Source organism: Variovorax ureilyticus, from assembly GCF_050632185.1.
In the GTDB taxonomy this organism is placed as follows: Bacteria; Pseudomonadota; Gammaproteobacteria; order Burkholderiales; family Burkholderiaceae_C; genus Variovorax; species Variovorax ureilyticus_A.
In genome coordinates, this window is sequence record NZ_CP192579.1 from 2,145,725 (window position 1) to 2,165,880 (window position 20,156).

A 20,156-nucleotide genomic window follows, 5' to 3' on the forward strand; every position below is an offset into this window, starting at 1 on the left:
ACCCCGGCCGTACTCCTTGCGGCGAAAAACTCCCCTCCTTTTTTCATCCAGCGCTTTATTCAACCGCGCCCAAGGCGCGTCTACCTCCAGGACCGAGGCTCCCAACATGAAGAAACATATCCTGCACGCCGTCGCGGCCGCCGTACTCGTTGGCACGGTTTCCGTTGCCGCCTTCGCGCAGAACGCAGCCATCGTCAACGGCAAGCCGGTTCCGAAGGCGCGCATGGACGTGCTGGCTCAGCAGCTGGCCGCGGCCGGCCGCCCCGTCACGCCGGAGATGCAAGAACAGCTGCGCGAGGAAGTCATCGCCCGCGAGGTCTTCATGCAGGAGGCGCAGAAGCAGGGCCTGGATGCCACCGAGGACTACAAGAACCAGCTCGAACTCGCCCGCCAGGCCATCCTGATCCGCCAGCTGTTCGAGAACTATCGCAAGACCAACGCCGTGTCGGACGCCGACGCCAAGGCGGAATACGACAAGTTCGCCGCCGCCAACAGCGGCAAGGAATTCAAGGCCCGTCACATCCTGGTCGAAACGGAAGACCAGGCCAAGAAGATCATTGCCGACCTCAAGAAGGGCGCCAAGTTCGAGGACATCGCCAAGAAGCAGAGCAAGGACCCGGGCTCGGGCGCCAACGGCGGCGATCTCGACTGGGCATCGCCCGCGAGCTTCGTGCCCGAGTTCTCGGAAGCGATGGTCAAGCTCGGCAAGGGCGAGATGACGCAGACGCCGGTCAAGTCGCAGTTCGGCTACCACATCATCCGCGTCGACGACATCCGCCAGGCCCAGCTGCCGAAGTTCGAGGAAGTGAAGCCGCAGATCGTTCAGCAGCTCCAGCAGCAGCGCCTGCAGAAGTACCAGGAAGACCTCCGCGCGAAGGCGAAGGTCGAGTAAACCGAGACTTCGGCGACGAAAAGCGGCCCAGAAGGCCGCTTTTTTGTTTCGGAAACACCGCGGAACCGGCTCTGCCGCCCCCTTGGAAGGGGGTGGGTGGCGACACGAAGCGAGCAAGCTCGGGGGTTAGCCCACGAATTTTCTGGCGTTGCGCCAGATCCGCATCCACGGGCTGAGCTCGCTTCTGTCGCCAGCGGTCCAGCTCATCTGGATGTTGCGGAAGACGCGCTCCGGGTGTGGCATCAGCGCGGTGAAGCGCCCGTCGGGCGTGGTCACCGAGGTCAGTCCACCCGCGCTGCCGTTGGGGTTGAAGGGGTACTGCTCGGTTGGCTGGCCGTGGTTGTCCACGTAGCGCATCGCCGCAATGGCTTTGGCCGGGTCGCCGCGGTGCTTGAAGTTGGCGTAGCCCTCGCCGTGGGCAACCGCGATCGGCATCCGGCTCCCGGCCATGCCGGCGAAGAACAGGCTGGGCGATTCGAGCACCTCGACCATCGACAGGCGGGCCTCGAAACGCTCGCTCTGGTTGGTGGTGAAGCGAGGCCAGGCTTCGGCGCCCGGGATGATGTCGGCCAGTTCGGCGAACATCTGGCAGCCGTTGCACACGCCCAGCCCGAAAGTGTCACTGCGACCGAAGAAGCCCTTGAACTGCTCGGCAAGGCGCGCGTTGAAGGTGATGCTGCGCGCCCAGCCGATGCCGGCACCCAGGGTGTCGCCGTAGCTGAAACCGCCGCAGGCGACCACGCCCTTGAAGTCCGCCAGATCCGCCCTGCCCGTCTGCAGATCGGTCATGTGGACGTCGAAGGCCTCGAAGCCGGCCTCGGTGAAGGCGTAGGCCATCTCGACGTGCGAATTGACGCCCTGCTCGCGCAGGATCGCGACCTTGGGCCTTGCGAGGTTCAGGAACGGCGCAGCGACGTCTTCAAGCGCACCGCCGGCCAGATGCACATGCATGCCCGGGTCCTGCGGATCGCCCGCTGCCGCGTGTTCGGCATCGGCGCAGTCGGGGTTGTCGCGCTCGCGGCAGATCTTCCAGCTCACCGAATCCCAGACCTGGTGCAGGTCGCTGAGGCTCGCGCTGAAGACCGACTTGGCATCGCGCCACACCTCGACCTTGCCCTTGCCCGCGTCCATCGACGAACTCTCGGGGCGGGTCTTGCCGACAAAATGGCTGTGGGTACTCAGGCCGTGCGTGCGCAGGGTCTGCATCACGTCGTTGCGATCGGCGGTGCGCACTTGCAGCAGCATGCCGAGCTCTTCGTTGAAGAGCGCCTTGAGCGTGAGTTCCTCGCGCCGCGCGCTGACCTGACCGGCCCAGTTCTTCGCGTCGCCGTACTCGGCCCGGCTGTCGCTGATGCCGTCGCCTTCGGTGACCAGCAGGTCGACATTGAGGGCAACCCCGACATGACCCGCGAACGCCATTTCGCACGCCGCAGCGAACAGGCCGCCGTCGCTTCGGTCGTGCATCGCGAGGATCTTGCCTTCGGCACGCAGCGCATTGACCGCATTCACCAGCTTCACGAGGTCTTGCGGATCATCGAGATCGGGCACTGCATCGCCGATCTGCTCCAGCGTCTGCGCCAGGATGCTGCCGGCCATCCGATGCTTGCCGCGGCCGAGGTCGACGAGCACCAGCGTGGTGTCGGAATCGGTCGCGTCGAGCTGCGGCGTGAGCGTGCCGCGCACGTCCGCCAGCGTGGCGAAGGCGCTCACGATCAGGCTGACCGGCGAGGTCACCTTCTTGTCGATGCCGCCGTCCTTCCATTGCGTGCGCATCGACAGCGAGTCCTTGCCGACCGGGATCGAGATACCGAGCGCGGGACAGAGTTCGAGGCCGACCGCCTTGACGGTTTCGTACAGCGCCGCGTCCTCGCCCGGTTCGCCGCAGGCAGCCATCCAGTTGGCAGAGAGCTTGACGCGCGACAGCTCGATCGGCGCGGCCAGCAGGTTCGTGATCGCCTCGGCCACCGCCATGCGGCCGGAAGCAGGCGCGTCCAGCGCGGCCAGCGGCGTGCGCTCGCCCATGCTCATCGCTTCGCCGGCGAAGCCCTTGTAGTCGGCCAGCGTGACCGCGCAATCGGCCACCGGCACCTGCCACGGCCCGACCATCTGGTCGCGGTGGCTGAGCCCGCCGACGGTACGGTCGCCGATAGTGACCAGGAAGCGCTTCGATGCCACGGTCGGATGCGAAATCACATCGATGGCCGCCTTCTGGAGGTCGACGCCGGTCAGGTCGAGCGGCTTGAAGCGGCGCGCGACCGACTTCACGTCGCGCAGCATCTTCGGCGGCTTGCCGAGCAGCACGTCCATCGGCATGTCGACCGGCTGGTCTTCGGCGCCCTCGTCGACCAGCCGCAGCTGACGCTCCTCGGTCGCGACGCCGACGACTGCAAACGGGCAGCGCTCGCGCTCGCAGAAGGAACGGAACGTGTCGAGCGATTCGGGTGCGATCGCGAGCACGTAGCGCTCCTGGCTCTCGTTGCACCAGATCTCCTTGGGCGCCATGCCGGATTCTTCGAGGGGCACAGCGCGCAGGTCGAAACGCGCGCCGCGCCCGGCGTCGTTCGTGATCTCGGGGAATGCGTTGCTCAGGCCGCCGGCACCGACGTCGTGGATGGCGAGGATCGGATTGGCTTCGCCCTGCTGCCAGCAGTGGTTGATGACCTCCTGGGCGCGGCGCTCGATTTCGGGGTTGCCGCGCTGGACGGAGTCGAAGTCGAGCTCGGCCGCGTTCGCGCCGGTCGCCATCGAGCTGGCGGCGCTACCGCCCATGCCGATGCGCATGCCGGGGCCACCGAGCTGGATCAGGAGCGTTCCGGCCGGGAACTGGATCTTCCTGGTCTGCGCCGCATCGATGCTGCCCAGCCCACCGGCGATCATGATCGGCTTGTGGTAGCCGCGCTGCACCGTGTCGACGTCGCTCGCCGCGGTCTGCTCGTATTCGCGGAAGTAGCCGAGCAGGTTCGGCCGGCCGAATTCGTTGTTGAAGGCGGCGCCGCCCAGCGGCCCCTCGGTCATGATCTGCAGCGGGCTGGCGATGTGCTCGGGCTTGCCGTAATTGCCCTCCTTCGGCCAGAGCTTCGAGACGGTGAAGCCGGTCAGGCCCGCCTTGGGGCGCGAACCCCGTCCGGTCGCGCCTTCGTCGCGGATTTCGCCGCCCGCACCGGTCGACGCGCCGGGGAACGGCGAGATCGCCGTCGGATGGTTGTGCGTCTCGACCTTCATGAGCACATGGTTGGTCGCGTCGGTCTTGCGATAGCTGGCCGAGCCGGCCGCCGCCACGAATCGCTCGACGGGATGGCCTTCCATGATCGAGGCGTTGTCCGCATAGGCGACGATGGTGTGCTGCGGGTTCTGGCGCTCGGTGTGCCGGATCATCGAGAACAGGCTCTGCGGCTGCGGCTGGCCGTCGATGACAAAGTCGGCGTTGAAGATCTTGTGGCGGCAATGCTCGCTGTTGGCCTGCGCGAACATCATCAGCTCGACGTCGCTCGGGTTGCGGCCGAGCCTCGGTGAAGGCGTCGACGAGGTAGTCGATCTCGTCCTCGGCGAGTGCAAGGCCGAAGGTCTTGTTGGCCTCGACCAGCGCGGCACGGCCGCCGCCCTGCACGTCGACGTGGGCCATCGGCTGCGGCGGCAGTTCGGCGAAGAGGCCGGACGCCTCTTCGAGCCGCGGCAGCACGGACTCGGTCATCCGGTCGTGCAGCAGGCTGGCGATGGCGGCGAACTTCTCGCCGTCGAGAGAGGCGGATTTGCCGAGGGCCTTGTCCAGCAGCGGCGCCTTGAGCGTCAGGTGGTATTCGGTGACGCGCTCGACCCGGTGCAGGACCAGCCCGCAGTTGTGGGCGATATCGGTCGCCTTGGATGCCCAGGGCGACACGGTGCCCAGGCGCGGCGTGACGACGATGGTCGCGGCGGTCTTCGCCGGGGCGGCGAAGGGCTCTCCGTAGGCCAGGAGCGCCGAGAACTGCTCGCGGGCCGCCGCGTCCGGCGCCTTGTCGGTGCTCACCAGATGCACGAACCGGGCGCTGACCCCTTCGATGCGGGGGTCCAGCGCCTGGAGCTTCGGCAGCAGTTGCCGGGCCCGGAAGTCGCTGAGCGCGCTGCCGCCCTCGAAGAAAGTCACCACATGGGCGGGATGGGAAGACGGGTTCACGGGCAACGTCACGTTCGGGTTGGCTGGCTGGCCGGATTGAGGATGAAGAATGCGTAGAGGGCGGCAGCCGCTGACTGGGGCCATCCGCATGAACCCTGAATTTTAACGGTGTCAATGGGATAATTCCGCCTCATGAGCATTACCTACAAAGACGCCGAAGGCGTGGCCGGCATGCGCGTGGCGTGCCGCCTCGCATCCGAGGTGCTGGATTACCTGACCCCCACATCAAGCCCGGCGCCACCACCAGCGAGATCGACAAGCTCGCACACGACTACATCACGCAGGTCCAGGGTGCGATCCCCGCCCCGCTGAACTACATGGGCGCCAGCAGCGTGCCCTACCCGAAGTCGATCTGCACCTCGGTCAACCACGTCGTCTGCCACGGCATCCCCAACGACAAGCCGCTCAAGAAGGGCGACATCGTCAACCTCGACATCACCGTCATCAAGGACGGCTGGCACGGCGATACCAGCCGCATGTTCATCGTCGGCGACGCCTCGATCGCAGCCAAGCGCCTGTGCACGATCACGTACGAAGCCATGTGGCACGGCATCATGAAGGTCAAGCCCGGCGCCCACCTCGGCGACATCGGCCATGCGATCCAGCGTTTTGCCGAGGGCAACGGCTTCTCGGTGGTGCGCGAGTTCTGCGGCCATGGCATCGGACGCGGTTTCCATGAAGAGCCGCAGGTGCTGCACTACGGCCGTCCCGGCACGCTCGAGGAACTCAAGCCCGGCATGACCTTCACCATCGAGCCGATGATCAACGCCGGCAAGCGCGACATCAAGGAAGACGCCAAGGGCGGCCAGTACGACGGCTGGACCATCGTCACGCGCGACCATTCGCTGTCCGCCCAGTGGGAACACACCGTGCTGGTCACCGAGACCGGCTACGAGGTCCTCACGTTGTCGGCCGGAAGCCCGGTGCCCCCCGCCTTCGTGACCGCCGCGGCTTGAAACCGCGCCTGCTCTTCAGGGGTGCCCAGATGGATATCCCATCGCTGCGCGACGCCTATCGCACGCACAAGCTGGCGCTGTTCGACCAGCTGCGCAGCGCCCGCGCCCCGACGCGCAGCGTCCACACCGTGCTGCGCCAGCTCGCGGCGCTGGCGGACGAAACGCTCACCGCGCTGTGGACCGATGCGGATTTCGGCAGCCAGCTGGCCCTCGTGGCGGTCGGCGGCTTCGGGCGGGGCGAGCTCTTCCCCTACTCCGACGTCGACGTGCTGCTCCTGCTGCCCGAGGGACAGAGCCTGCAGATCGACCCCGCGCGCATCGAGGCCTTCATCGGCCACTGCTGGGATGCGGGCCTGGAGATCGGCTCCAGCGTGCGCACGGTGTCCGAATGCCTGGCCGAGGCGGCGAAGGACATCACCGTCCAGACCTCCCTGCTCGAGTCGCGCCTGATCGCCGGTGACAAGAAGCTCTATGCCGGCTTCCGCAAGCGCTTCCTGGCCGCCATCGATCCGCTGGCCTTCTTCACCGCCAAGACGCAGGAGATGCGGCACCGGCACCAGAAATTCGAGAACACGCCCTACGCGCTCGAACCCAACTGCAAGGAATCGCCCGGCGGCCTGCGCGACCTGCAGATCATCCTCTGGGCGACCAAGGCGGCCGGCTTCGGCAACCGCTGGGACGACCTCGCGAAGAGCGGTCTCGCCACCACCTTCGAGGTGCAGCAGATCAAGCGCAACGAAGCGCTGCTCAGCCTGATCCGCGCCCGCCTGCACGTGACCGCGAACCGCCGCGAAGACCGTCTGGTGTTCGACCTGCAGACCGCCGTCGCTGCGACCTTCGGCTACGTCGGCGAATCGCAGCGCAAGGCCAGCGAGGCGCTGATGCGGCGCTACTACTGGGCCGCCAAGGCGGTTTCGCAGCTCAGCCAGATCCTGCTGCTCAACATCGCCGACCGGCTGCAGCCGCAGGCCGACCAGCCGACGCCGATCAACGAACGCTTCTTCGAAAAGGGGGAATGATCGAGGTCGCGAGCGACGACCTGTATCTCAGGGAGCCGCACGCGATCCTCGAGACCTTCCTGCTCTACCAGAAGACCATCGGGGTCACGGGCCTGTCGGCCCGCACGCTGCGCGCGCTCTACAACGCGCGCCACGTGATGGACAGCAAGTTCCGCAACGACCCCGAGAACCACAAGACCTTCATGCGGATGCTGCTGGAGCCGCGCGGCATCACGCATGCGCTGCGGCTCATGAACCAGACTTCGGTGCTGGGTCGCTATCTGCGGGTGTTCCGCAGCATCGTGGGACAGATGCAGCACGACCTGTTCCACGTCTACACGGTGGATCAGCACATCCTGATGGTGCTGCGCAACGTGCGGCGCTTCTTCATCGCCGAGCATGCACACGAATATCCCGGCTGCTCGCAACTGGCGGCGGGCTGGGACAAGCCCTGGATTCTGTACATCGCCGCGCTTTTCCATGACATCGCCAAGGGCCGCGGTGGCGACCATTCGACACTCGGCGCACGCGACGTGCGGCGCTTCTGCCGCCAGCACGAGATCGAGCGCGAAGACGCGAAGCTGATCGAATTCCTCGTCGCCGAGCATCTGGTGATGAGCCAGGTTGCGCAGAAGCAGGACCTGGGCGATCCGGAAGTGATCGGCGCTTTCGCGAAGCGCGTGGGCAACGAGCGCTATCTCACGGCCCTCTACCTGCTCACCGTGGCAGACATCCGCGGCACCTCGCCGCGCGTGTGGAATGCGTGGAAGGGCAAGCTGCTCGAAGACCTCTACCGTTTCACCCTGCGTGCGCTGGGTGGGCGCATGCCCGACCCGGGCGCCGAGATCGAAGCGCGCAAGCGCGAGGCGATCGCCCAACTCGCGCTCCACGCCGAGCCACTGGACGCGCACAAGGCGCTGTGGGACACGCTCGACGTGAGCTACTTCATGCGCCACGACCCCTCGGAGATCGCCCGGCACGCGCGGCAGCTCTCCTACCATGTGCCGCCCGCCGGCGTACCGGTCGACCTGCACCGCCCACCGATCGTGCGCGCGCGGATTTCGCCGGTGGGCGAAGGACTGCAGGTGGCGGTCTACACACCCGACCAGCCGGACCTGTTCGTGCGCATCTGCGGCTATTTCGACCAGGCGTCGTTCAGCATCCTCGACGCCAAGGTGTACACGACGAGCAACGGCTTCGCGCTGGACACCTTCCAGGTCATCACCACCTTCATCCCCGAGCATTACCGCGACCTCATCAACATGGTCGAAGCCGGCCTCGCCAAGACCCTGAGCGAAGCCGGGCCACTGCCCACGCCGAGCAAGGGCCGGGTGTCGCGCCGGGTGCGCAGCTTTCCGATCAAGCCGCGCGTGAGCCTGCTGCCGGATGAGAAGGCGCAGCGCTGGCTGCTCAACATCTCCGCGAGCGACCGGGCCGGACTGCTCTATTCGGTGGCGCGCGTGCTGGCGCGGCATCACCTGAACCTGCAGCTCGCCAAGATCACCACGCTCGGCGAGCGCGTGGAAGATACCTTCCTGATCAGCGGACCCGAATTGCAGGGCCAGCGCGCGCAGGCAGCGATCGAGACCGAGCTGCTCGACGCGCTCGCGGCCTGAGGCTCAGGGCGCGCTCGCGAGGCGCCGCTCGAGCCACGCGCTGTAGCGCGACAGCCCGAAGCACAGTACCCAGTACACCAGCGCGATGAACAGGTAGCCCTCGAGGTAGAACGGCCGCCGGGTCGGATCGCCGCCGAGCGCGAGGCCCAGGGCGCCGGTCAACTCGAACAGCCCGACCACCGTGACCAGCGAGGTGTCCTTCAGCGTGCCGACCACGTTGTTGGTCAGCGCCGGAACCACCAGCCGCAGGGCCTGCGGCAACACGATGTCACGCTGCACCGGCCAGCGGCCGAAACCCAGCGCCATGGCCACTTCGGTCTGCCCGCGCGGCACGGCCTGCAGGCCACCGCGGATGATCTCGGCCAGATAGGCCGCCACGAACACCGACAGCCCGGCCAGCACGCGCAGCAGCACATCGGGCTGCCAGCCCGCCGGCCAGAGCAGCGGCAGCAGGAACGAGGCCATGAACAGCACCGAGATCAGCGGCACGCCACGCACCAGCTCGACGTAGGTGGCGCAGAGCGTGCGCACCACCGGCCATTGCGAGCGCCGGCCCAACGCCAGCGCCAGGGACAGCGGGGACGCCAGCGCCAGCCCGACGACCGCGAGCCCGATGGTCAGCGGCAAGCCACCCCAGCGGTTCGTCGGCACCCCTTCCAGGCCCAGCACGCCGCCGCGCATCAGCACCAGGAAGAACGCGAGCGCAACCAGCCACACGGGCAAGAGCCACCAGCGCCAGCTACGCGGCCACGCGCTCAGCATCGTGGTCAGCGACAGCACGACAACCGCCACGGCCGGGCGCCATTGGTCTTCATAGGGATAGCGGCCGAAGAGGATGGGACGCCATTTCTCGGCGATCACGCCCCAGCACGCGCCATGGTGGGACGCGCGGCATGCCTCCGCGTCCGGACGGAATACCGCGTGCATCACCGACCAGGCGAACAGGTGATAGCCCGCCCATGCGAAGAGCAGCACGAGCCCCACGGTGAACACCGCCCGAAGCGGCGACCCCCAGAGCTCCTTGCGCCATTCGACCGGCGCATGCACGGCGCCGATCAACGCCATCCCCTCAGCGCGACGCGTGCGTTGTAGCGGTTCATCGCGCCGGAAATGATCAGCGAGAGCGCGAGGTACACCGCCATGATCACGGCGATGCATTCGAAGGCCCGCCCGGTCGAATTGAGCGAGGTGTTCGCGACCGATACCAGCTCCGGATAGCCCACCGCGACGGCCAGCGAAGAATTCTTGGTCAGGCTCAGCAACTGGTTCGTGAGCGACGGCACGATCACGCGAAGCGCTTGCGGCAACACCACGATGCGAAGCTGCTGCACCGGCGAAAGGCCCAGCGCCTGTGCCGCAAGCTTCTGGCCCTGCGACACCGAGGTGATGCCAGCGCGGACGATCTCGGCAACGAAAGCCGCCGTGTAGAGCCCGAGCGCGATCACGACCGCGAGGTACTCGGGGCTCAGCGCCGCACCACCGCTGACGTTGAAGCTGCCGCGTTCAGGCCACTCGAAATGGCTCAGCCAGAAGCCGCCCTCGTCCGCGACCGGCCAGGGCATCGACAGCCCGCCCTTGCTGAGCCAGAAGCCGTCGATCAGCTCGATCGGCTCGGTCGAATCCGGCAAGAGCTGTGTGAGCGCGAAGTAGAGCATGAGCAACTGCACCAGCAGCGGCACGTTGCGCACCACCTGGACGTAGAAACCGCACAGCCCGCGCACCAGCACATGCGGCGCCAGCCGGCCGATACCCAGCAATGTGCCGAGAACGACCGCCATCGCCGCGGCCGGGATCGCCGCCCGGATCGTGTTGATCAACCCGGCGAGGAATGCGCGCCAGAACGGCTGGCCCGAACTGAAGTCCAGCCAGCCCTCGGAGATGTCGAAGCCGGCCGGCTGCAGCAGGAAGTCGAAGCCCGATCGCACGCCGCGCGCACGCAGCACTTCGAGCGCATGGTTCACCAGCCAGAAGACGCCGCCCACGACCGCCGCGATCAGCAGCGCCTGCACGATCCAGGCAATCCAGACGGCACCGCGCCCGCTGGCCGACGGCGGCCGCGGGGTGTTCACCGCACCGGCAATCCGTACATCTGGCCGCCCTTGTTCCAGAGGTTGTTCGTTCCGCGCGGCAGCTTCAGCACGGACTTCGGACCGACATTGCGCTCGAAGATCTCGCCGTAGTTGCCCACCGCCTTGATCGCGCGGTACGACCAGTCCTTGTCCAGCCCGAGCAGCTTGCCGAGGTCATCGCCGGTGCCGACGAGGCGCATCTGCGCGGGGTCCTTGCTGTTGGCCTTCAGTTCGTCGATGTTGGCCTGTGTGACGCCGAACTCCTCGGCCTCGATCAGCGCATTGGGCACCCACTTGACGATGGCGAACCACTCGTCGTCGCCGCGGCGCACCAGCGGCGCCAGCGGCTCCTTGGAAATCAGTTCGGGCAGGATCACGTAGTCGTCGGGATTCGGGGCCTCCTTGTTGCGCAGGCCCGCGAGCGCGGAGGTGTCGGTCGTGAAGGCCCGGCAGCGGCCGGCGAAGAAGGCCTTGAACGAGGCCTCGAAGCTCTCGAACACCACCGTCTTCACCGGGATGTTCTGCGCCTTGAAGTAGTCGGCGACGTTCTTCTCGTTGGTGGTGCCGGCCTGCGTGCAGATGGTGGCGTTCTTGAGCTGCTTGGCGCTCGTCACCTTGAGCTTCTTCGGCACCAGGAAGCCCTGGCCGTCGAAGTAGGTGATGGTCGTGAAGTGGAAGCCCAGCGATGCATCGCGCGTGAGCGTCCAGGTCGTGTTGCGCGCGAGGATGTCGATTTCGCCGGCCTGCAATGCCGAGAAGCGCTGCTGCGAGTTGAGCGGCACGAACTCCACCTTCTTCCCGTCGCCGAGCACCGCCGCCGCGACCGCACGGCAGGTGTCGACGTCCAGGCCCGACCAGTTGCCCTGCGTATCGGGCGCGGAGAAGCCGGCGACGCCGTTGGTCACCCCGCACTTGACACTGCCGCGCTGCTTCACGGCGTCGAGCGTCTTGCCGGCGAAGGCCGGTGCGGCGGCGAAAGCCAGGACGGCAGCCAGCGAAGCCAGCGCGGGACGGAAAGCCTTGTTCATTCGGAACCCCTCTTGATTTGTCTTGTCGGAATTAACGGCAGCAGGCAGTTTACGGGGGCTCGCGGACATCTGCCAAAGAACCGCGGGTTGTCAGCACATGCGCTTGCGCGCGCCGACATCGACCACAATCCGACCTTTCTTTCAACTCACTCGAAGAAGAGGATTCCTCGACCATGATTCGTTCCGATGACACCGGCAAGTTCGTTCTGCGCGTCACGCTAGGCATCCTGGTCCTGCTGCACGGCATTTCCAAGCTCAGAGGGGGCGGCGTTGGGTGGATCGAGAACCTACTGAGTTCGCACGGCGTTCCGGGCGTCGTGGCCTATCTGGTCTACGTCGGAGAGATCCTTGCGCCGGTCCTGCTGATCGCCGGCATCTACACGCGCCTGGCCGGATGGATCGTGGCCATCAACATGCTCGTCGCCCTCTGGCTGGTGCACACGGGCCGCCTCTGGGAAATCGGCAAGAGCGGAGGCTGGGTCCTCGAACTCGAAGGCATGTACCTGTTCGGCGCGATCGCCATCGCCTTCCTCGGCGCGGGTCGCTTCAGCGTCGGCGGCACCGGCGGCCGCTACAACTGATCTTCAGTCGTCTTCGGCGGCATCGAGGCCCGGAAACAGGACCTCGGTGAAGCCGAAGCGCGAGAAATCGCGCACCCTCATCGGGTAGAGCTTGCCCAGCAGGTGGTCCACCTCGTGCTGGACCACGCGGGCATGGAAGCCGCTCACGGTGCGGTCGATCGGATCGCCGTAGGGGTCGAAGCCGGTATAGCGGATGTGGGCGAAGCGCGGCACCACGCCGCGCAGGCCGGGCACCGACAGACAGCCCTCCCAGCCCTCTTCCTCCTCGTCGCCGATCGGCGTGATCACGGGATTCACGAGCACCGTGCGCGGCACGATCGGTGCGTCGGGATAGCGCGGATTGACCGTGTCGGTCCCGAAGATCACAAGCTGGAGATCGACGCCGATCTGCGGCGCGGCCAGCCCGGCGCCGCTGACCGCGTACATGGTCTCGAACATGTCCCGCACCAGCAGGTGGAGTTCGTCGGTGTCGAATTCGGCGACCGGCTGCGCGACGCGCAACAGCCGGGGATCGCCCATCTTCAGGATTTCGCGGATGGCCATCGGGACATTATCGTGAGGCCATCGAATTCAGCGTTCAGCCGTGGCCTCTTCGCACCGAGCCCGCGCCGCCCCGATACGGCCCGTAGTAGCCTGGATGGCCCCAGTACGAATTGCCGCGCCAGTAGCCGCCATAGTATGGGTGGCCGTAGTAACCACGCCCGTAGTAGCTGCGCCCGTAATAGCCATGCCCGTAGTAGCCGTAGACGCCGCTGAGATAGATCGACGGTCCCCAGTAGTAGGGGTAGTAGTACGGATAGGAATAGGGGTAGGCGTAGGTCGGCTGCGAATACACCACGCCGCCGCTGTAGTACGGATCCGACGGCACGGCCACGCAGCCGCCCAGCACGATCGCGCCGCCGGCCGCGAGGCATGCCGCAAGAAGACGAACTCCGCTCATATGACGTTACTCCTGGTCGATGCCTTTCTTGCTCAACGCCGGCCTGCTACCGGTGTTGACAGCGCGTCCGCGCCGAGCCCTGTAAAGATGGCTCCTTCGTCCGGAGTTTGAGCGCGCCGTTCAGAGTCCGTTCCGCAGGATCTCCAGCATCCCTGCCTCGTCGATCACCGCCACCCCCAGGTCGCGGGCCTTGTCGAGCTTGCTGCCGGCCTCGGCGCCGGCGACCACGTAGTCGGTCTTCTTGCTGACCGAGCCGGCCACTTTGGCTCCCGCGCCCTCGAGCATGTCCTTGGCCTCATCGCGGCTCAAGGTCGGGAGCGTACCCGTCAGCACGAAGGTCTTGCCCGCCAGCGGCTTGGGGGTGCGTGCTTCCGGCTCGCTTTCCTCCCAGTGCACGCCGGCGGCGCGAAGTTGTTCGACCACCTCGCGGTTGTGCGGCTGGTCGAAGAAGGTGCGCACGCTCTGCGCGACCACCGGGCCGACGTCGTTGACTTCGAGCAGTTGTTCCCCGGTCGCATCCATGATCGCGTCGAGCTTGCCGAAATGCTTCGCGAGGTCCTTGGCCGTGCTTTCGCCGATGTGCCGGATTCCGAGGCCGAAGAGGAAGCGCGGCAAGGTGGTCTTCTTCGAGGACTCCAGCGCGTCGATCAGGTTCTTCGCCGATTTCTCCGCCATCCGGTCGAGGCCGGCGAGCGTCACCAGGCCGAGCTTGTAGAGATCGGGCAGTGTCCGGATCAGGTTGCCGTCGACCATCTGCTCCACCAGCTTGTCGCCGAGGCCTTCGATGTCGACGGCGCGGCGCTGCGCGTAGTGCAGGATCGCCTCCTTGCGCTGCGCGGCGCAGAAAAGCCCGCCGGTGCAGCGGTAGTCGACTTCGCCCTCTTCCCGCACCGCATCGGAATCGCAGACCGGGCACTTGTGCGGCATCGTGAAGACGGGGCCGCGCTCGCTGTCGGGCCGCTGCGCGCTCTCGGGCACCACGCCGACCACTTCGGGAATGACATCGCCGGCACGCCGCACGATCACCGTGTCACCCACGCGCACGTCCTTGCGGCGGGCCTCGTCCTCGTTGTGCAGCGTGGCGTTGGTCACCGTCACGCCGCCGACGAACACGGGTGCGAGCTTGGCGACCGGCGTGAGCTTGCCGGTGCGGCCCACCTGCACCTCGATCCCGAGCACCTGCGTGAGCTGTTCCTGCGCCGGGTACTTGTGCGCGACCGCCCAGCGCGGCTCGCGCGAAACGAAGCCGAGCTGCCGCTGCAGTTCGAGGCTGTCGACCTTGTAGACCACGCCGTCGATGTCATAGGGCAAGGCATCGCGCTGGCGGCCGATGGCTTCGTGAAAGGCGATCAGCTCGACCGCGCCGCGCGCGCGTGCCGTCTGCTGCGCCACCGGAAAGCCCCAGGCGCCGAACTGCTGCAGCCACTCGAACTGCGTCGCATACGCCGGTCCGCCCAGTTCCGGCGGCGTCACCTCGCCGAGCCCATAGGCGAAGAAGCTCAAGGGCCGGTCGGCGGCAATCGCCGGGTCGAGCTGGCGAACCGCGCCCGCGGCCGCATTGCGCGGATTGACGAAGACCTTCTCGTTCTTCTGGCCGTCGGTGATCTTCTGGCGCTGACGCTCGTTGAGCGCCTCGAAATCGTCGCGGCGGATGTAGACCTCGCCGCGCACCTCCACTACCGGCGGAATCTTCGAAGCCTCGCCATACAGCCGCAGGGGAATCTGCTGCACCGTGCGGATGTTCTGCGTGACGTCCTCGCCGATCTCGCCGTCGCCGCGAGTCGCGGCCTGCACCAGCACGCCGTTCTCGTAGCGCAGGTTGATCGCCAGTCCATCGAACTTGAGCTCGCACACGTATTCGACCGGCATGGCGTCCTCGGCGAGGCCCAACTCCCTGCGCACGCGCGCGTCGAAGGCGCTGGCGCCGGCCGGCGTGATGTCGGTTTCGGTGCGGATGGAAAGCATCGGCACCTTGTGGCGCACCTTGGTGAAGCCCTCCAGCGGCTTGCCCCCGACGCGCTGGGTCGGCGAATCGGGCGTGCGCAGATCCGGGTATTCGGCTTCCAGCGCCTGCAGGCGCTGGAAGAGCCTGTCGTACTCCGCATCCGGGATTTCCGGTGCGTCGAGTACGTAGTAGAGGTGAGCGTGGCGGCGAAGCTGCTCGCTCAATGCGGCGGCTTCGCGGGCCGCGTCGTCGCGCGTCGTCATGCGGATCTCCGGAAGAGCGGCGTTAACTGAAAAGACGGCGGGCCAGCGGCGATCCCGCCGACAGGTCGCGCGCGTCAAGGGTGTCGTAGAGCTGCTCGAGGTCGATGCCGATCGCGTCCATGATCTCGCCCTGCAGCGGCTGGCCGTCGCTGTCGGTCACGATGCCGTCCATGTCGCGCGCCAGGGCCGCCGCGGCATCCCGCATGCGCTCGAACGGCGCTTCCTCGCGGTCGACCTGCGGCACATCGAGGCTGATCGTGAGCTCCCGGATCGCCGACTGCGCCGGGTCGTCGGCCAGCGCGGCCTGGGTGTCGAACGACAGGCCGAGGATCGGCGGCAGGCCCAGCTCGGCTGCCGGCAGCACCATGCGGCCCGGGATCATGCCGGGCACGAAGCCGAGGCGGGCGGCATTTTGCTGCACGTAGCCGGGGCTCCATGCGGCGTGCCGCGCGCGCAGCACGAAGCTCAATTGCGCATCGTGCGAACTGGCGAACTGGTCGAGCTCGCGCGCCCGGGCGACTTCGTCGAGCATTTCCGGAAACTCCGGCGCACCGTTCACCGCATCCGCAAAGGCCTGCGCCTTGACGACGAATTCCGAATACTCGATCTCGTTGAGCGCGCCGGTGCGGTTGGCCAGTTGCACGCCGACCTGGAACGCGCTATAGCGCTGGCCCTGGACCGCAGGCTCCCACGCACCCGTGTGCTCGTTGAGGCCTTCGATCGCCACCGGTTTGCTGCCGGCCCGGCGCGTGGCCGGCATCGCGGCAATCGCCGCATCGCCGGAAGCCAGCCCTTCGAGCGAGATCGGCGCGATCACGTCGATGAGCGGGTCGAGGCCGCCACGGCGCTCGGCGGATTGCGCGGGCAACGCGGTCGGGGCGGGCAAGGCCGGGTCGAACAAGGGCTCGTGCCGCTCGGCGCTGGCGACCTGGTGCGGATCGACGTGAAGCACCGGCTCGCGGTCTTCCTGCGGCGGGTCGTCGTCCGCCCCGGGCGGCTGCGAGTTCCGCGCGTCGGGCTGGCGCGGCGCGTTGCGGTGCGAGGTCCACGCGTTGTAGCCGATCACGGCCGCAAGCGTGAGTCCGCCAAGGATGGCGAGTGCAACGGTCAGACTGCTCATTGGAGCCCCCTCGCGCAACGGCGCTTCGGGATTCGCCTACGGGCGGCCGGGCGGCTCATGCAGCCTCGGCCATCGAGACGGCCGATTCCATGTCCACCGCGACGATGCGCGACACGCCCTGCTCCTGCATGGTCACGCCGATGAGCTGCTCGGCCATTTCCATCGCGATCTTGTTGTGGCTGATGAAGAGGAACTGGGTTTCGCGGCTCATGGCGGTCACGAGTTTGGCGTAGCGCTCGGTGTTGGCGTCGTCGAGCGGCGCGTCGACTTCGTCCAGCAGACAGAACGGCGCCGGGTTGAGCTGGAAGATCGCGAACACGAGCGCGATGGCGGTGAGCGCCTTCTCGCCGCCCGAGAGCAGGTGGATGGTCTGGTTCTTCTTGCCCGGCGGCTGCGCCATGACCTGCACGCCGGAGTCGAGGATCTCGTCCCCGGTCATCATGAGCTTGGCGTTGCCGCCGCCGAAGAGCTCGGGGAACATGCGGCTGAAGTGTTCGTTGACCGTCTTGAAGGTGCCGCCGAGCAGTTCGCGCGTTTCGCCGTCGATCTTGCGGATGGCGTCTTCGAGCGTGCCGATCGCCTCGTTGAGGTCGGCCGACTGCGAATCGAGGAAGGTCTTGCGCTCCCGAGCCACCGCGAGTTCGTCGAGCGCTGCAAGGTTGACCGCGCCGAGTCCGGCTACTTCGCGGTTGAGGCGGTCGATTTCGCTTTGCAGGCCGGTGAGGCGCACCTTGTCGGTCTCGATCGACTGCGCGATCGCTTCGAGGTCGGCGTGGGCATCGGCCAGCAGCTGCTGGTATTGCTCGAAGCCCAGGCGCGCGGCCTGTTCCTTGAGCTGGAATTCGGTGATGCGCTGGCGCAGCGGGTCGAGCTCGCGTTCGAGTTGGAGACGGCGCTCGTCGCTCGCGCGCAGCTTGAGCGTGAGGTCGTCGTACTGGCTGCGTGCCGCGCCCAGCGCGGACTCGCGTTCGAGCTTGACCGACAGAGCATCCTGCAGGCCCGCTTGAGCTGCGGCATCCGACAAGCGCCCCAGTTCGGCGCGCGCGCGTTCGTTTTCATCGGCGAGCGCGGTGGTCTGTTGCGATGCCGTCTCGATGGCGCGGCTGAGCTCGGCGCGACGGGCTTCGAGCGATCGCTGCGCGAAGGTGGCCTCCTGCGCCTGACGCTCGAGGCTGCGATGCTGTTCGCGGCTTGCGGCCAGCACACGTGCGGCCTCGATCACGCGCTCGTCGAGTTGCGCGTGGCGCTCCTGGCTGTCGGCGAGCTGCATGTCGAGTTCTTCGAAGCGCGACTCGGCGGCGATGCGGCGTTCCTGCAGCTCTTCGAGCTGGGCCGTGACCTCGCCGAGGTCGTTGGAGAGCTGCTCGCTGCGAGCACGGGTCTGTTCGGCAAGCTGCGTGAGGCGCAGCGTCTCGACCTGAAGCTCGTGTGCGCGAGATTGCGTGTCGGCCGCCTCGCGGCGCGCGGTGACGAGCCGTTGCGCCGCATCGGCGTAGGCCGACTCGGCGCGCGCAAGCGCAGTGCGTGATTCTTCCGCGATCAGGGTCTGGGCGCGCAGCTGGCGCTCCAGGTTTTCCATTTCCTGCTGGCGTGCCAGCAGGCCGGCCTGCTCGGAATCCTCTGCATAGAAGCTCACGCTGTGCGCAGTGACCGCATGGCCGCTCTTGACGTAGATGACCTGCCCGGGCTTGAGCTGCTCGCGCTGCGCCAGGGCCTCTTCGAGCGTCTGTGCGGTGAAACAGCCGTGCAGCCATTCTTCGAGCAGCGCCTGCTGGCCGGCATCGCTCAGGCGAAGCAATGCGGAAAGCCGTGGCAAGGCGCCCTCACCCTGCGGCGCGGCGGCCGACGGCGGCGTGTAGAACGCGAGCTTGGCCGGCGGCGCGTCGTTGCCGAACGCGCGGACCATGTCGAGGCGGCTGACTTCGAGCGCACCCAGGCGTTCGCGGAGCGCCGCTTCGAGCGCGTTTTCCCAGCCCTGCTCGATATGGATACGGCTCCAAAGCCCTTGCAGGCTTTCGAGTCCATGCCTGGCGAGCCACGGCGCGAGCTTGCCGTCGGTCTTGACCTTTTCCTGCAGCGCCTTCAGCGCTTCGAGGCGTGCCGCGAGCTCGGCATGCCGTGCGCCTTCGGTGTTCACCGTCTGCTGGCGATTGCGGCGGTCCTCATCGAGTTGCGGGACGGAGTCCTGCAGCTCGTGCAGACGTGCTTCGGCTTCGGCGGAGGCTTCCTGCGCGGCGGCCAGCTGCTCCTGCATGTCCTGCAGACGCGCTTCGTCGGGCGCGGCCAGCGCGTTCTGGTCGCTGCGCAGCCGCTCGGCGCGCTGATTGAGCTGGCGGCTCTGCTCTTCGATGTTGCGCTGGTCGGCGGCCAGCACCTGGATCTGCTGCTGCACCTGCGCGACCGTGGCGCGCTGCGCATTGGCCTCGTTCTGCGCGCGCTGTTGCGCGTCTTCCAGTTCGGGCATGCGGGCATCGTGCTCTTCGAGCTGGGCGGCGAGCAGTTCTGCCTGCTCTTCGGCGTTCACGCCCTGTCCGGCCAGGGTTTCGATCTCGGCTTCGGCGTCCTCGCGACGCGCGTTCCATTGCGCGATCTGCTCGCGCAGTTGCACGAGACGCTGCTCGACACGCTGGCGCCCTTCGACAACGAACCGGATCTCGCCTTCGAGGCGGCCCACTTCGGCGCTGGCCTCATACAGCTTGCCTTGCGCCTGGTTGACCTGGTCGCCCGCCGAGTAATGCGCCTGACGGATGGTTTCGAGTTCGGCCTCGATGTGGCGCAGATCGGCGGTTCGCGATTCGAGATCGTTGATCGCCTTTTCCGCATCGAGCTTGATGCGCGTCTGGTCCGATTCGCTTTCGGCGCGCTTCAGGAACCAGAGCTGGTGCTGCTTGCGCGTGGCGTCGGCTTGCAGCGTGTTGTAGCGCGCGGCAACCTCGGCCTGCTTCTCCAGCTTCTCGAGGTTGCTGCCCAGCTCGCGCAGGATGTCTTCGACCCGGGTGAGGTTCTCGCGTGTGTCGCCGAGACGGTTCTCGGTCTCGCGGCGGCGCTCCTTGTACTTGGAGACACCCGCGGCCTCCTCGAGAAAGAGGCGCAGCTCCTCGGGCTTGGACTCGATGATCCGGCTGATCGTGCCCTGCCCGATGATGGCGTAGGCCCGCGGGCCGAGGCCGGTGCCGAGGAACACATCCTGCACGTCGCGGCGACGCACCGGCTGGTTGTTGATGAAGTAGCTCGAATTGCCGTCGCGCGTCAACACGCGCTTGACCGCGATCTCGGCGAACTGCGACCACTGGCCGCCGGCGCGATGGTCGGCGTTGTCGAAGACGAGTTCCACGCTCGAACGGCTCGCCTGCTTGCGCGTGGTCGTGCCGTTGAAGATGACGTCCTGCATCGACTCGCCACGCAGTTCGGAAGCGCGTGATTCGCCGAGCACCCAGCGCACCGCGTCCATGATGTTCGACTTGCCGCAGCCGTTGGGGCCGACGACCCCGACGAGCTGACCTGGAAGCAGGAAATTGGTGGGTTCGGCGAACGACTTGAAGCCGGACAGCTTGATGGAGTTGAGACGCACGACAGGTCGGCCCTATGCCAAGGT

General features: G+C 67.0%; 10 protein-coding genes and 3 pseudogenes. 4 read left to right on the plus strand and 9 right to left on the minus strand.

What is annotated here, in order from left to right; genetic code table 11:
- Nucleotides 1–106: 106 nt before the first annotated feature.
- Complete coding sequence (locus ACQ858_RS10645) at nucleotides 107–892, plus strand: foldase protein PrsA (protein WP_431276592.1); 786 nt, start codon at nucleotides 107–109, stop codon at nucleotides 890–892.
- A 126-nt stretch (nucleotides 893–1,018) separates the two neighbouring features.
- On the opposite strand, the pseudogene purL reads toward ACQ858_RS10645, so the two are convergent.
- A pseudogene (gene purL, locus ACQ858_RS10650) lies at nucleotides 1,019–5,135 on the minus strand (phosphoribosylformylglycinamidine synthase).
- Between the two features lie 42 nt (nucleotides 5,136–5,177).
- On the opposite strand from purL, the pseudogene map reads away from it, so the two are divergent.
- Nucleotides 5,178–6,001 (plus strand): annotated as a pseudogene (gene map, locus ACQ858_RS10655) (type I methionyl aminopeptidase).
- Nucleotides 6,002–6,030: 29 nt separating this feature from the next.
- Nucleotides 6,031–8,615: pseudogene (locus tag ACQ858_RS10660) on the plus strand ([protein-PII] uridylyltransferase).
- A 3-nt stretch (nucleotides 8,616–8,618) separates the two neighbouring features.
- Here ACQ858_RS10660 and ACQ858_RS10665 read toward each other — a convergent pair.
- The 3 genes from ACQ858_RS10665 to ACQ858_RS10675 are packed head-to-tail and all read right to left on the minus strand — an operon-like array spanning nucleotide 8,619 to nucleotide 11,712.
- Nucleotides 8,619–9,680: an amino acid ABC transporter permease gene (locus ACQ858_RS10665; protein ID WP_431276593.1), complete on the minus strand. Its 1,062-nt coding sequence runs from the start codon at nucleotides 9,678–9,680 to the stop codon at nucleotides 8,619–8,621.
- On the minus strand, nucleotides 9,671–10,684 hold the full coding sequence (locus ACQ858_RS10670; RefSeq protein WP_431276594.1) for an amino acid ABC transporter permease: 1,014 nt from the start codon (nucleotides 10,682–10,684) through the stop codon (nucleotides 9,671–9,673). Before ACQ858_RS10670 ends, ACQ858_RS10665 begins: the two co-directional genes overlap by 10 nt.
- A complete protein-coding gene (locus tag ACQ858_RS10675; RefSeq protein WP_431276595.1) occupies nucleotides 10,681–11,712 on the minus strand; it encodes an amino acid ABC transporter substrate-binding protein in 1,032 nt (343 codons plus the stop codon). Before ACQ858_RS10675 ends, ACQ858_RS10670 begins: the two co-directional genes overlap by 4 nt.
- 173 nt (nucleotides 11,713–11,885) lie before the next feature.
- On the opposite strand from ACQ858_RS10675, the gene ACQ858_RS10680 reads away from it, so the two are divergent.
- Nucleotides 11,886–12,293, plus strand: coding sequence for a DoxX family protein (locus ACQ858_RS10680; protein ID WP_431276596.1), 408 nt, complete (start codon nucleotides 11,886–11,888; stop codon nucleotides 12,291–12,293).
- 3 nt (nucleotides 12,294–12,296) lie between these two features.
- Here ACQ858_RS10680 and def read toward each other — a convergent pair whose 3' ends face one another.
- The 5 genes from def to smc form a co-directional block, all read right to left on the minus strand.
- Nucleotides 12,297–12,836 carry a peptide deformylase gene (gene def / locus ACQ858_RS10685; protein WP_431276597.1) on the minus strand — a complete coding sequence of 180 codons (540 nt, stop codon included), beginning with the start codon at nucleotides 12,834–12,836 and terminating at the stop codon, nucleotides 12,297–12,299.
- Nucleotides 12,837–12,870: 34 nt separating this feature from the next.
- Nucleotides 12,871–13,233: a hypothetical protein gene (locus ACQ858_RS10690; protein WP_431276598.1), complete on the minus strand. Its 363-nt coding sequence runs from the start codon at nucleotides 13,231–13,233 to the stop codon at nucleotides 12,871–12,873.
- Nucleotides 13,234–13,353: 120 nt separating this feature from the next.
- Entirely contained in the window at nucleotides 13,354–15,441 is a 2,088-nt protein-coding gene (ligA, locus tag ACQ858_RS10695; protein ID WP_431276599.1) for an NAD-dependent DNA ligase LigA, read from the minus strand.
- A 22-nt stretch (nucleotides 15,442–15,463) separates the two neighbouring features.
- Nucleotides 15,464–16,561, minus strand: coding sequence for a cell division protein ZipA C-terminal FtsZ-binding domain-containing protein (locus tag ACQ858_RS10700; RefSeq protein ID WP_431276600.1), 1,098 nt, complete (start codon nucleotides 16,559–16,561; stop codon nucleotides 15,464–15,466).
- Nucleotides 16,562–16,616: 55 nt separating this feature from the next.
- Complete coding sequence (smc, locus tag ACQ858_RS10705; RefSeq protein WP_431276601.1) at nucleotides 16,617–20,132, minus strand: chromosome segregation protein SMC; 3,516 nt, start codon at nucleotides 20,130–20,132, stop codon at nucleotides 16,617–16,619.
- Between the last annotated feature and the right edge of the window lie 24 nt (nucleotides 20,133–20,156).

Coding starts and splice junctions, on each gene's coding strand:
- ACQ858_RS10645 (WP_431276592.1), top strand. CDS start 107: ATGAAGAAACATATCCTGCACGCCGTCGCGGCCGCCGTACTCGTTGGC.
- ACQ858_RS10665 (WP_431276593.1), bottom strand. CDS start 9,680: ATGGCGTTGATCGGCGCCGTGCATGCGCCGGTCGAATGGCGCAAGGAG.
- ACQ858_RS10675 (WP_431276595.1), bottom strand. CDS start 11,712: ATGAACAAGGCTTTCCGTCCCGCGCTGGCTTCGCTGGCTGCCGTCCTG.
- ACQ858_RS10680 (WP_431276596.1), top strand. CDS start 11,886: ATGATTCGTTCCGATGACACCGGCAAGTTCGTTCTGCGCGTCACGCTA.
- def (WP_431276597.1), bottom strand. CDS start 12,836: ATGGCCATCCGCGAAATCCTGAAGATGGGCGATCCCCGGCTGTTGCGC.
- ACQ858_RS10690 (WP_431276598.1), bottom strand. CDS start 13,233: ATGAGCGGAGTTCGTCTTCTTGCGGCATGCCTCGCGGCCGGCGGCGCG.
- ligA (WP_431276599.1), bottom strand. CDS start 15,441: ATGACGACGCGCGACGACGCGGCCCGCGAAGCCGCCGCATTGAGCGAG.
- ACQ858_RS10700 (WP_431276600.1), bottom strand. CDS start 16,561: ATGAGCAGTCTGACCGTTGCACTCGCCATCCTTGGCGGACTCACGCTT.